The 12,607-nt window shown below is 68.3% G+C and carries 9 protein-coding genes; 6 read left to right on the forward strand and 3 right to left on the reverse strand.

Annotated elements, in window-relative coordinates; genetic code table 11:
* Positions 1 to 48: 48 nt before the first annotated feature.
* Positions 49 to 1,839, forward strand: coding sequence for an amino acid ABC transporter permease/ATP-binding protein (locus QZM35_RS06315; RefSeq protein WP_089427437.1), 1,791 nt, complete (start codon positions 49 to 51; stop codon positions 1,837 to 1,839).
* A 34-nt stretch (positions 1,840 to 1,873) separates the two neighbouring features.
* Positions 1,874 to 2,809, forward strand: a complete 936-nt coding sequence (locus QZM35_RS06320; RefSeq protein WP_089474924.1) for an ABC transporter substrate-binding protein — start codon at positions 1,874 to 1,876, stop codon at positions 2,807 to 2,809.
* A 98-nt stretch (positions 2,810 to 2,907) separates the two neighbouring features.
* Here QZM35_RS06320 and QZM35_RS06325 read toward each other — a convergent pair whose 3' ends face one another.
* Together QZM35_RS06325 and QZM35_RS06330 are read right to left on the reverse strand one after the other, a co-directional pair.
* Complete coding sequence (locus QZM35_RS06325; protein WP_301775606.1) at positions 2,908 to 4,002, reverse strand: LLM class flavin-dependent oxidoreductase; 1,095 nt, start codon at positions 4,000 to 4,002, stop codon at positions 2,908 to 2,910.
* Positions 4,003 to 4,054: 52 nt separating this feature from the next.
* Positions 4,055 to 5,020, reverse strand: coding sequence for an ABC transporter substrate-binding protein (locus QZM35_RS06330; RefSeq protein WP_174974265.1), 966 nt, complete (start codon positions 5,018 to 5,020; stop codon positions 4,055 to 4,057).
* Positions 5,021 to 5,320: 300 nt separating this feature from the next.
* On the opposite strand from QZM35_RS06330, the gene QZM35_RS06335 reads away from it, so the two are divergent.
* The 3 genes from QZM35_RS06335 (at position 5,321) to QZM35_RS06345 (ending at position 8,569) form a co-directional block, all read left to right on the forward strand.
* Positions 5,321 to 6,238, forward strand: coding sequence for an alpha/beta hydrolase (locus QZM35_RS06335; protein ID WP_089427434.1), 918 nt, complete (start codon positions 5,321 to 5,323; stop codon positions 6,236 to 6,238).
* Positions 6,235 to 6,666: a MarR family winged helix-turn-helix transcriptional regulator gene (locus QZM35_RS06340; protein ID WP_089427433.1), complete on the forward strand. Its 432-nt coding sequence runs from the start codon at positions 6,235 to 6,237 to the stop codon at positions 6,664 to 6,666. Before QZM35_RS06335 ends, QZM35_RS06340 begins: the two co-directional genes overlap by 4 nt.
* Positions 6,667 to 7,123: 457 nt before the next feature.
* A complete protein-coding gene (locus QZM35_RS06345) occupies positions 7,124 to 8,569 on the forward strand; it encodes a sialidase family protein (protein ID WP_301775607.1) in 1,446 nt (481 codons plus the stop codon).
* Between the two features lie 69 nt (positions 8,570 to 8,638).
* Here the strand turns inward: QZM35_RS06345 and adhP are convergent, their stop codons facing one another.
* On the reverse strand, positions 8,639 to 9,667 hold the full coding sequence (adhP, locus tag QZM35_RS06350; protein WP_039367642.1) for an alcohol dehydrogenase AdhP: 1,029 nt from the start codon (positions 9,665 to 9,667) through the stop codon (positions 8,639 to 8,641).
* 579 nt (positions 9,668 to 10,246) lie between these two features.
* On the opposite strand from adhP, the gene QZM35_RS06355 reads away from it, so the two are divergent.
* The gene (locus QZM35_RS06355; RefSeq protein ID WP_301775608.1) at positions 10,247 to 12,325 is read left to right on the forward strand and encodes a TonB-dependent receptor; all 2,079 of its coding nucleotides are present in this window, start codon (positions 10,247 to 10,249) and stop codon (positions 12,323 to 12,325) included.
* Positions 12,326 to 12,607: the final 282 nt, after the last annotated feature.

The raw sequence follows: 12,607 nt of genomic DNA on the forward strand, positions 1-12,607 counted from the left end.
CGCCCGTGCGCGGCGCGCCCGCCCGACCGATTCGAGGATTTCCACGACATGAGCGACACGACCCACCTCGGCGGCGCGCTGCCGCCGCTCTCTTCCCCCGGCGCGCGCGACGCCGGCACGCGTTTCCGGATCGTGCCCGCGCGCCACCGGTCGCGCACGGCCGGCACCGTGCTCGCCGTCGCGCTGATCGCGATCGTCCTGCATTCGATTCTCGGCAACCCGCAATGGGGCTGGCCGGTGTTCGCCGAATGGTTCCTGTCGCCGCCCGTGCTGTCGGGGCTCGCGCGCACGCTGGTGCTGACGCTGCTCGGCGCGGTGTTCGGCCTCGTGCTCGGCGCGTTCGTCGCGCTGGCCCGGCTGTCGCGTTCGCGGCTGCTGTCGGCGAGCGCGTGGACCTTCGTGTGGCTGTTCCGCTCGATTCCGCTGATCGTGCTGCTGCTGATCCTGAACAACCTCGGCTACCTGTACGAGCATGTGCGGCTCGGCGTGCCGTTCACCGACATCGTCTGGTTCGACACGCCGACGACCGACCTGATCAGCCCGTTCCTCGCGGCCGTGCTCGGCCTCACGCTGCACCACGCGGCGTTTTCCGCGGAGGTGATTCGCGGCGGCATTCTCGCGGTCGACCAGGGCCAGCTCGAGGCGGCCGCCGCGCTCGGGCTGCCGCGCGGCCGCCAGACCACGCGAATCGTGCTGCCGCAGGCGATGCGCGCGATCCTGCCGACCGCGTTCAACGACCTGATCATGCTCGCGAAAGGCACGTCGATGGTCTACGTGCTCGCGATGCCCGAGCTGTTCTATACGGTGCAGGTGATCTATCGCCGCAATCTCGAAGTGATTCCGCTGCTGATGGTCGCCACCGTCTGGTACCTGATCATCCTGACCGTGCTGTCGGCCATCCAGGTGCAGGTCGAGCGGCACTATGCGCGCGGGGCGCTGCGCAACCCGCCGCCGTCCGTCATCACGTTCGCGCTCGCGCGCCTCGGCGCACTGTGGCGGCGTGTCACGTCCCGTCACGCGGCATCGGTCGCGCAGGCTCACGGCGATAGCGACGCGGCGACCGCCGTCGCACCGCGCGCCGGCGGCGAAGTGGCCGTGCATGGCGTGTCGAAGCAGTTCGGCATGCAGCGCGTGCTCGACAACGTGTCGTTCGTCGCGCCGCGCGGCAGCGTGACCGCGATCGTCGGGCCGTCGGGCTCGGGCAAGTCGACGCTGCTGCGCACGATCAACCATCTCGAACGCGTCGACGACGGCTTCATCGACATCGACGGCGAACTGATCGGCTATCGCCGCGACGGCGACGTGCTCTACGAACTGAAGGAGCGCGACGTGCTGACGCGGCGCACGGCCGTCGGGATGGTGTTCCAGAACTTCAACCTGTTCCCGCACCTGACCGTGCTCGAGAACCTGGTCGAAGCGCCGGTCGTCGTCGGCGGCATCACGCGCGACGCCGCCGAACGCATCGCCCGCACGCTGCTCGCGCGCGTCGGCCTCGCGGACAAGGCCGATGCGTATCCGCGCCAGTTGTCCGGCGGCCAGCAGCAGCGCGTCGCGATCGCGCGGGCGCTCGCGCTGCGCCCGAAGGTGCTGCTGTTCGACGAACCGACGTCGGCGCTCGATCCCGAGCTCGTCAACGAGGTGCTCGACGTGATCAAGGAACTCGCGCGTTCGGGCACGACGCTCGTGATCGTCACGCACGAGATCGGCTTCGCGCGCGAAGTCGCGGACAACGTGCTGTTCATGGAGCGCGGGCGCATCGTCGAAGCCGGGCCGCCGGCCGTCGTGCTCGACGCGCCGTCGCATCCGCGCACGCGCGCGTTCCTGTCGCGGGTGCTGTGATGCGCACCGCTCACGACCTGCGAGGTGCCGCACGATGACCGACCGACGCCAGTTCATGACCGCGGCGCTGGTCGCGGCAGCGGGCAGCCTTCCATGGCACGCGGTGCAGGCAGCCGCCGCGACCGCGGATCTCGATCCGCGCCAGGCCGGCCGCCCGCGCGCGCAACCCGACGACGCGGCGATCCGTGCGGCAGCCGGCTACCGCTGGGTACGCGACGGCGCGTTCACGGTCGCGATTTCACCGCACGCGCCGCCCGTGTCGACCTACGCGACCGACGCGCGCACCGTGGTCGGTGCCGACCCCGACTATGCGCAGCTCGTCGCCGACGCGCTCGGCCGCACGCTCGTGCTGCTGCCGATCGCGTGGGCCGACTGGCCGCTCGGGCTGACGTCCGGCAAGTACGACGCGGTGATCTCGAACGTCGGCGTGACCGAGAAGCGCAAGGAGAAATACGATTTCACGACCTACCGGCTCGGGTTGCACGGCTTCTACGTGCGTACCGGCAGCCCGATCGCGAAGCTCGCCGAGCCGAAGGACATCGCCGGCCTGCGCATCATCACCGGCGCGGGGACGAGCCAGGAGCGCATCCTGCTCGAGTGGAACAAGCGCAACGTGGCGCAGGGGCTGAAACCGGCCGAGCTGCTCTATTTCGACGACGATGCGGCGTCGCGCGTCGCGCTGCTGTCGGGTCGCGCCGATGCGGAGCTGAACCCGAACGCGTCGCTCGCGTACGAGGCCGCGCGCACCGGCAAGATCCGCCGCGTCGGCGTCGTCAATGCGGGCTGGCCGGCCAACGCCGACGTGGCGATCGCGACGCGGCGCGGCAGCGGGCTCGCGCCCGCGCTGACGCTTGCGACGAACGCGCTGATCGGCAGCGGCCGCTACGGGCAGGCGCTCGCGCGCTGGGGTTTGCAGAGTGAGGCGATTGCGCGTGCGGAGACCAATCCGCCGGGGCTGCCGTCGTTTTGACGGCGTCGATGGGGCGATACCCGACATGACATCGCCCCGGCACATTGCACGATGGCAATGCCGGGGCGCGTCGAAGCAACATCGCTGGCTGTAGAAGCCTACGCCGTCACCGCCGCGTGATACCGGTCGAGTTCCGCGACCTGCGCATGAATCGCCGGAATCAGCTCGCGCCCGTAATCGAGCGCGTCGTCCAGCGGATCGAACCCGCGAATCAGGAACGTCGACGCGCCGAGCCGGTAATACGCGCCGAGCGCCCGCGCGACCTGTTCGGGCGTGCCGACCAGCGCGGTCGAATTCCAGCGTGCGCCGGTCAGGTTGGCGACACCCATCCACAGCCGCTCGTCGAGCACGTCGCCCTGCGCGGCCGCCGCCATCAGCCGTTGCGAACCGGCATTCTGGGGCGCATGGCCGGCGATCGGCTGGCCGTTCGCGAGCCGCGCCGCGCGCACGCGTTCGCGGATCGCCTCGGCCTTCTCCCATGCGGCCGCCTCGGTGTCGGCCACGATCGGCCGGAACGACACGCTGATGCGCGGCGCACGCCCGAACGGCGCGGCGGCTTCGCGCACGCGTGCGATCTGCTCGCGCACCGACGCGAGCGGCTCACCCCATGTCATGTAGACATCGGCATGCTCGCCCGCGACCGCCAGCGCAGCCGGCGACGACCCGCCGAAATAGATCGGCACGTGCGGCCGCTGCGCGCCCTTCACGAGCGGCGACGCACCGCGCAGCCGGTAGAACGCACCGTCATGGTCGACCGGCGCGTCGGCCTGCCAGATCCGTTTCAGCACGTCGAGATATTCGCCGGTGCGTCGGTAGCGCGCATCGTGCGGCACGAAATCGCCGTCGCGCTGCAGGTCGGCATCGTCGCCGCCCGACACGACGTTCAGCGCCAGCCGGCCGCCGCTGAACACGTCGAGCGTCGCGATCTGCCGCGCGGCGGCCGACGGCACGATCACGCCCGGCCGGTGCGCGAGCAGGATGCGGATACGTTCGGTCGCGGCAGCCGCGAACGACGCGACGATGAAGCCGTCCGCCGCGTTGCTGAAATGGCCGACCAGGATCTGGTCGAAGCCGGCGGCCTCGTGCGCCTGCGCGAAGCGGCGCACGTAGTCGGGCTGGACGGCCGCGCCGCCCGGTACGTCGACCTCCGCGCCCGGTGTCGCGGTGATCATGCCGATGATGTCGACTGGCATGTCGGGATGTCCTTGGGGTGCTCGATTGGAAATCGTGGACGGGATGGCCCGCTTACTGCGCGGCGGCCGTCTTCTGCGCCGGCGCCGCGAACGCGCCCGCATACGAGCGGTCGAGCAGCTTCGACGTGTCGTACGCGGCCGGAATCACGCCGGCCTTGTACAGGAAGTCGGCCGTGTTCTGCGCGTCCTTCGCGGCCGTCTCGTCGACCGGGCCGACGCGCTGCTTCGCGTTGTTGAGCCAGCGGTACGCGACATCGGGTTCGAGCTTCGCGCGCTTCGCCCACAGATCCGCGTACTCGCGCGGATGGTTGTCGACCCACTGGCGCGCGGCGACGACGCGCCGCAGGAAATCGGTGATCTCGGCGCGCTTGCCGGAGGCAGCCTGCTCGTTCGCGGCGACGAAGCTCAGCGCCGGCATCAGCCCCTGCGCGGTCGTCACCGGTCGCGCACCTTGCCGCAACGCGAGCGTGCTGACGAACGGCTCCCACAGCGACACGGCGTCGACCGAGCCGTTCGCGAGCGCGTTGGTCGCATCGATCGGCATCAGGTACGCGTACTTGACCGAATCGGCGCGCAAGCCCGCGTGTTCGAGCGCGCGCAGCACGAGCTGCTGGCTCCACGCGCCGCGCCATACGGCGATGGTCTTGCCCTGCAGGTCGGCCACGGTGCGCACCGGCGAATTCTTCGGCACGAGAATCGCGACGCCGTCGAGGCTCTGCCGCGACACGGCGACCACCTTCACCGGCGCGCCGCGCGCGGCCAGCGTGAGCAGCGCGGAATCGCCGAGAAAGCCGACGTCGATCGCATTGCCGTTCAGCGATTCGGCGACGGGCGCCGCGGCCTGAAAATGCTTCCACTCGATCGTGTAAGGCAGGTCCTTCAGCACGCCGGACGCCTCCATCGACGCCTGGATGTTGAAGTAGTTCTGTTCACCGACGCGCAGCGTGACGGTGTCCTTGGCCATGCCCGGCTGCGCGGCCAGCGCCAGCAAGAGTGCCGTGACGATTCGACTCAACAACGTGATCTCCCGGAGGGTTGGCGGGCGGCCGCGCGAGAGCGGCGCCCGTGGTCCGCCGTGCACGGTGGTCGGCGGAACGGATGGAACCGCTGAAGATACGTCGATCTTCATCATGAAACAAACGCAATATTCTTCTATGCAAAGATGCAAATGTTTTATGACATGGCAAGCGTCGCCGGATGCCGCCGGTCGCGCTCAGGGGAACCCGGTTCGAATGAATCCTCGACAGATATTTCGCTCGCGAAATAAATCACGAACTATATTTCGCATACGAAATAACTACCCGTAACGAGGACAGCCATGACCTCCGAGCCCATCGAGTTTTCCGCCGCCGACGGCTACGCGCTGCACGGCACGCTGTGGTCGCCGGACGCGCCGCCGCGCGCGCTGGTGCTGATCCATCCGGCAACGGCCGTGCCGGAGCGGCTGTATGCGGGCTTCGCGCGCTTCCTGACCGAACGCGGCTTCGCGGCGCTCACCTACAACTATCGCGGCATCGGCGCGTCTCGCCCCGCGCGCCTGGGTGCGTTGAAGGCCCGCATGCGCGACTGGATGGAACTCGACGTGGGCGCCGCGACCGCGTGGGCGCGGCAGGCGTACGAAGAATTGCCGCTGCTGGCGGTCGGCCATAGCGTCGGCGGGCACGCGATCGGGCTGTCCGCCGCGACGCCGCACCTGCGTGCGGCCGTGCTGGTCGCCGCGCATGCGGGCAGCACGCGGCTGATCACGCAGGCGGCCGAACGCCTGAAGGTGCGGCTGATCCTGCGCGTGCTCGGCCCGCTGATGTCGGCGCTGCTCGGCTACGTGCCCGGCAAGCGGCTCGGGCTCGGCGAGGACATGCCGGCCGGCGTGTTCCGCGAATGGAGCCGCTGGACCACGCTGCCGCACTATTTCTTCGACGATCCGACACTCGGCGCGGCCGAGCGTTACGCGAAACAGCAGTTGCCGATCCTCGCGCTCGGCTTCGACGACGACCCGTGGGCGAACCCGCCGGCGATCGGGCTGCTGGTAAGCTATCTGACCCGCGCGGCGGTCGAACGCCGCCAGATCGATCCGCACGCGGCGGGCAGCGGCCCGGTCGGGCACATGGGCTTCTTCCGCAGCCGCCCCGGCACCGTGCTGTGGCCCGACGTGGCCGACTGGCTCGCGCAGGCGCTCGACTCGCCGCGAACCGCGGGCCGCCCCTCCCTTTCCATTGCAGCCGGGAACCCAGCTTGAGCGAAGACCGACGACTGTTTTTCATGTTGAACATCGGCCAGCGGCGCGTGCAGCGCTGGATCGACCGCAAGGCGGAGACCGAGACGCGCGCGAGCGCCGCGCAGGCCGGCGCGCTGTTCTGTCTCGCGAGACAGGATGGCGCGCTGATCGGTGAAGTCGGCGCCGCGCTGCAGCTCGCGCCGTCGGCGATGACGGGGCTCGCCGATCGGATGGCGAAAGCCGGCCTCATTACGCGTCACGCCGATTCGGACGACGGCCGCGCGACGCGCCTGTACCTGACCGACGCAGGCCACGCCGCGCTCAAGCGTGCGCGCGTGCTGCTGCGCGAACTCAACGGCAAGCTGTGCGACGGGTTTTCCGACGACGAACTCGATGTCGTCGCGCGCTGGCTGCATGCGTTGCAGGAGCGGTTTCCGGCGGAGCGCTGAGCGGCACCTTCCGGCATCGCCACCGGCACTCACCGGCCCCATCGAAAGCGATTCCGATTCGCATTTTCGATTCGATTTTCATGCCGCCTCGACGGCATTTTTTGCGCGCCCGCCGCCCTCTTCCGGCAACGCTTTCCGGCTGCGCACTGTTACAAAAAACTGCCTGCCGGGTGGCAATCGAATCGCCTACATTGCAATCCACCTCGACACATTCGTCGCCTGCCCGGGCAAGTCTTCCCGCCCGGTCGACATCGCAGACACACCCGACAATCAATGAAAATGAAAAGGAGTCTTAACCGAAGTGCTGGCGGCATCCAGCATACGCGGATTGCGATGACCGAAGCGGCATCCTGAACGACACGTATCGGCCTGATGCGCGGCAGACGACGCCGCGCGCCGGATCGCGCCGCCGCGTCGTGCCGCGCCATCGCACCCGCACGTCAACGAGGAGCAGTCCATGCGACGCATGATCTTGTCCCACTCGCTTGTCACCCGCCTGTCCGCCGCGATGGCGATGGCCGCCGCTGCCGCGGCGCACGCCGATCCCGTCGTCGTGTCCGGCCCGAGCCCGTTCGCCGCCTGCACCATCGGCGGCCCCGGCACCAACTACGTGAACGCCGAAGTCGAGCCGTGGCTATCGGTCAACCCTGCCAACCCGATGAACATGATCGGCGTGTGGCAGCAGGACCGCTGGTCGAACGGCGGCGCCCACGGGCTCGTCGCCGGCTACACGTTCGACGGCGGCGCGACCTGGGCACGCACGCCGCAGCCGTTCAGCGCATGCGCGCCGGGCGGGCTCAAGTACGAGCGCGCGTCCGATCCGTGGGTCTCGTTCGGGCCGGACGGCACCGCGTACTCGGTGTCGATTTCGTTCAACCAGTCGAACAACAGCAATGCGGTTGCCGCGTCGGTTTCGTCCGACGGCGGCCAGACCTGGAGCAGCCCGGCCGTGCTGATCGCGAACGACGAGCCGACGACGCAGTTCTTCAACGACAAGGAATCGGTCACCGCGAACCCGGTGAAGGCCGGCACGGCGTATGCGGTATGGGACCGCCTCGAGCTGCCGAACGGCAACCCGTACGCGAACCTGCACACGAAGGCATTCCGCGGCCCGACGCTGTTCTCGAAGACGACCGACGGCGGCAAGACGTGGAGCGCCCCGAAAGTGATCGTCAACGTGCCTTCACGCCAGCAGACGATCGGCAACCAGATCGTGGTCGATCCGAGGAACGGCACGCTCTACGATTTCTTCGACCTGATCCAGCCACCGTTCAGCAAGGCGGCCGGCAAGGTCGCGTTCATCAAGTCGACCGACGACGGCGCAACGTGGACGAAACCGCAGGTGATCGCCGGCCTGCAGACGGTCGGCGTCACGGATCCGGTCACCGGCGAACCGGTGCGCACCGGCGACATCATTCCGGAACCCGCGATCGATCCCGCGTCGGGGCAGCTGTACGTCGTGTGGCAGGACAGCCGCTTCAATGGCGGCACGTACGACGAGATTGCGGTATCGACGTCGAAGGACGGCGGCGCGACCTGGAGCGCGCCACAACAGTTGAACACGCCGACCGGGCGCCCAGCGTTCAATCCGTCGGTGCGCGTCGACAACACGGGGGCCGTGATGGTCACCTACTACGACTTCCGCGACCTGCAGGCCGGCAACACCACGACGCTGCCGACCGGCTTCTGGCGCAAGATCTCGCATGACGGCGGCACCACGTTCACCGACGAGCGGCGTGTCGGCGGCCCGTTCGACATGAAGCTCGCACCCAATGCCGAAGGTTTCTTCATCGGCGACTACCAGGGGCTCGACGTGCTTCCATCGTCGTCGTTCCATCCGTTCTTCGTCCAGACCAACGCGGGCAACCTGACGAACCGCACCGACGTGTTCTTCGCACCATGACACTGGCATGACCGCCACGCCGTCGCACGACGCGATGCGTCGCGCGGCGGCGTGGGCGTGTTCACGGCATCAATGCATGTCGGTCAGCACGATGCGCCCGTCGACCTTGCCTTCGCGCAGCTTCGCGAACACGTCGTTGATGTTGCCGAGCCGGTCGCGATGGATATGCGCGCGCACCAGGCCATCGGCGGCGAAGTCGAGCGATTCCTGCAGGTCGCGCCGCGTACCGACGATCGACCCGCGCACGGTGATGCCGTTCAGCACGGTCGAGAAGATCGGCAACGGGAAATCGCCCGGCGGCAAGCCGTTGAGCGCCACCGTGCCGCCGCGCCGCACCATCCCGAGCGCCTGCGCGAACGCGCTGCGCGACACGGCCGTGACGAGCACGCCGTGCGCACCGCCGATCTCCTTCTGGATCACCTTGGCCGGATCGTCGGTCGACGCGTCGATCGTCAGTTCCGCGCCGAGCTGCCGCGCCAGCGCGAGCTTGTCGGGTGATATGTCGATGGCCGCGACGTGCAGGCCCATCGCACGCGCATACTGCACGGCCACGTGCCCGAGGCCGCCGATGCCGGAGATCGCGAGCCACTGGCCCGGGCGCGTATCGGTGACGCGAATGCCCTTGTAGACGGTGACACCCGCGCACAGGATCGGCGCGATCTCGTCGAACGCAACCTGCGCGGGCAAATGGCCGACGTAGTCGGGATCGGCCAGCACGTATTCCGCGTAGCTGCCGTTCACCGAATAGCCGGTGTTCTGCTGGCCGTGGCACAGCGTTTCCCAGCCCGTGTGGCAGTACTCGCAATGGCCGCAGGCCGTGTAGAGCCACGGCACGCCCACGCGATCCCCCTCGCGCACGTGCGTGACGCCCGCACCGACCGCCGCGACGATGCCCACGCCTTCATGCCCCGGAATGAACGGCAACGTCGGCTTGACCGGCCAGTCGCCGTCGGCGGCGTGCAGATCGGTATGGCACACGCCCGACGCCTTGATGTTGACGAGGATCTGGCCGGGCCCCGGCGTCGGCACGGGCACTTCCTCGATGCGCAGCGGTTCGCCGAATGCGTGCACGACGGCCGCTTTCATGGTTTGGGTCATGGGTCGCTCCTGCCTGGTCAATGAGCGATCCAGTATCCGGTTTCGGAATCGAACGACGTTGATACGCATCAACCCGCGGGGCAATGCACGGCGATGGCCACCGCTACAAGGCGTCGCACCGTCGCGCGACGCGAAATCGCGCTGGCTCCCGACTCAGGAGCGGCGGTCCGCGCCCGCTGCATCGATCAGCGCAGGGCTGCTTCGGGCGGGCCGCTTCGACGGACACCGACGCGGGCAACACGCACCTGGCCGGCGAATCGGCAACGCGTCGGCATGCGCATCGCGTCCTCCGGTTCAGGCGAGCGTTCCGCACACCGCGCAGACGGTTTCCGCTCCCGCCGCCATTTCCCCCGTCCGACAGAAACCCGACGGGATCCCGCCATCCGGCTTGGATTTTGAGATGATATAACATATCATTTTGCGTGCTCGTCCGCCTGACGCCGTTCTACTGTGGGCGGCCGAGCCTCGCCGAGCCATGTTCCAACGGGTCACTGCGCGTCGCTGACGCAACAATATATCGTATCCAGCCGTGACCTGCATCGCTCGTTATCCGATCCGATTCCAACCGATTCACCGACCATGCGCGACCTCCCTCGTCTACCGCTTCGCCCGCTCTCGTCCCTTTCGCTGATGCTGTTCGCCGCCGTCGCGCACGCGCAGACCGAGCCGCCCGTCGGGCCCGGCACGCCGCCCACCACCACGCTCGCCCCGATCTTCGTGACCGCGAACCCGCTCGGTGACAACGAACTGATCGCGCCGACCGCCCAGCTATCCGGCGATGCGCTGACGCGCCGCCAGGCCGATTCGCTCGGCGAAACGCTGAACGGGCTGCCCGGCGTGTCGACCACCACCTACGGGCCGATGGTCGGCCGCCCGATCATCCGCGGGATGGATGGCGACCGGATCCGGCTGCTGCAGAACGGCGTCGCGGCGTACGACGCGTCGTCGCTGTCGTACGACCACGCGGTGCCGCAGGACCCGCTGTCGATCGAACGCATCGAGATCGTGCGCGGCCCGGCTGCGCTGCTGTACGGCGGCAATGCGGTGGGCGGCGTCGTCAACACGATCGACAACCGGATTCCGCGCGAAGCGATCCAGGGCGTGACGGGGGCGCTCGACGCGCGCTACGGCGGCGCGAACTCGGTGCGCGCGGGCGCCGCGCAGGTCGAAGGCGGCAACGGCCGCTTCGCGTTCCACGTCGATGCGTTCGACCGCGAGACGAGCAAGCTGCGGATTCCCGGCTACGCGCGCAGCAGCGCACAACGCGCGATCGACGGCCCCGACGCGCCGCAGCCGTACGGCAACGTACCGAACAGCGACGGCCGCGTGCACGGCGGCGCGGTGGGCGCGTCGTACACGTGGGCGGACGGCTTCGCGGGCCTGTCGTACAGCGGCTACGAATCGAACTACGGCTCCGTCGCGGAAAGCGACGTGCGGCTGCGGATGCGCCAGGAGCGCCTCGCGCTCGCGTCCGAGGTGCGCAACCTGAGCGGGCCGTTCACGAAGCTGAAATTCGATTTCGCGTACACCGACTACCGTCACAAGGAAGTCAACAACGGCGAAACCGCGACCACCTTCCGCAATCGCGGCTACGAGGCTCGCATCGAGGCAACGCATCGCAAGATCGGCCCGTTCGAAGGCGCGATCGGCGTGCAGTTCGGCCAGAACACGTTCTCCGCGCTCGGCGACGAATTGCTCGTGCCGTCCACGCGCACCAACAGCGTCGCGCTGTTCGGCCTCGAGGAATGGCAGGTCGTCCCGGCGCTGAAGCTGAGCCTCGGCGGCCGCTTCGAACACGTGAAGGTCGATCCCGATCCGGCCGGCGTCGAGAAATTCGCGGGCGCGCAGCCGCGCGAATTCAACGCGGGCAGCCTGTCGGCCGGCGCCCTGTTCTCGCTGACACCCGTGTGGTCGGTGGCGGCCAACGTCGCATACACCGAACGCGCGCCGACCTTCTACGAGCTGTATTCGAACGGCCCGCACGACGCGACCGGCCAGTTCCTGATCGGCAACCCGAACGCGTCGAAGGAAAAGGCCGTATCGACCGACCTGTCGCTGCGCTATGCGAGCGGGCCGAACCGTGGCAGCGTCGGCGTGTTCTACAACCGCTTCTCGAACTACCTGACCGAGTACAACACGGGCCGCGTCGTGAACGGCGACGACGAACCCGTCGCGCCCGGCACCGACGGCGCGCTGAACGAAGCGATCTATCGCGGCGTGCGCGCCGAGTTCTACGGCATCGAGCTCGACGGCAAGTGGCGTGCCTTCTCGCGGCGCGGCCATACTGTCGACCTGGAGCTGACCGCCGACTACACGCATGCGCGCAACGTCGACACGGGCCAGCCGCTGCCGCGCATCGCGCCGCTGCGCGCGACGCTCGCGGCCGACTACGGCTACGGCCCGTTCGGCGCGCGTGCGCAAGTCACGCATGCGTGGTCGCAGCATCGCGTGCCCGACAACGATTTTTCGACGGACGGCTACACGTCGCTCGGCGTGATGCTGACTTACAAGTTCCGCGTCGGCCCGACGCACTGGCTCGCGTACCTGCGCGGCGACAACCTGACGAACCAGGAGATCCGCTATTCGACGTCGGTCGTGCGCGGCTTCGCGCCGCAAGGCGGCCGCAGCGTCATGGCCGGGTTGCGCACCACGTTCTGACCCTCTCACGGTCCGCGGCGCCCGCCGCGGGCCTCTCTCCGGCGCCCCCCCCTGCGCCGCGAGTTCCATTGATCCGCCATTACCGCCAATTTCGCGGCATTCGCCGACGACGCGCACCAGTTCCCTCCCCAATTAATTCGAAACCCAATTCCAATATTCACCCATAAATCGAAACAGATTCATCAGACAATTATTAGCAAAACAAGTGTTTTTGTTTCACCCATGAAAACCGGTTTCGAATTCCACGTATAAACCTTTTAATTACGGGCACTCCGCCGATTT

This window comes from Burkholderia sp. AU45274, from assembly GCF_030482505.1.
Taxonomy (GTDB): Bacteria; Pseudomonadota; Gammaproteobacteria; order Burkholderiales; family Burkholderiaceae; genus Burkholderia.

Excerpts from the sequence above, each read along its gene's own strand:
- QZM35_RS06315 (WP_089427437.1), top strand. The coding sequence starts at position 49 with ATGAGCGACACGACCCACCTCGGCGGCGCGCTGCCGCCGCTCTCTTCC.
- QZM35_RS06320 (WP_089474924.1), top strand. The coding sequence starts at position 1,874 with ATGACCGACCGACGCCAGTTCATGACCGCGGCGCTGGTCGCGGCAGCG.
- QZM35_RS06325 (WP_301775606.1), bottom strand. The coding sequence starts at position 4,002 with ATGCCAGTCGACATCATCGGCATGATCACCGCGACACCGGGCGCGGAG.
- QZM35_RS06335 (WP_089427434.1), top strand. The coding sequence starts at position 5,321 with ATGACCTCCGAGCCCATCGAGTTTTCCGCCGCCGACGGCTACGCGCTG.
- QZM35_RS06345 (WP_301775607.1), top strand. The coding sequence starts at position 7,124 with ATGCGACGCATGATCTTGTCCCACTCGCTTGTCACCCGCCTGTCCGCC.
- adhP (WP_039367642.1), bottom strand. The coding sequence starts at position 9,667 with ATGACCCAAACCATGAAAGCGGCCGTCGTGCACGCATTCGGCGAACCG.
- QZM35_RS06355 (WP_301775608.1), top strand. The coding sequence starts at position 10,247 with ATGCGCGACCTCCCTCGTCTACCGCTTCGCCCGCTCTCGTCCCTTTCG.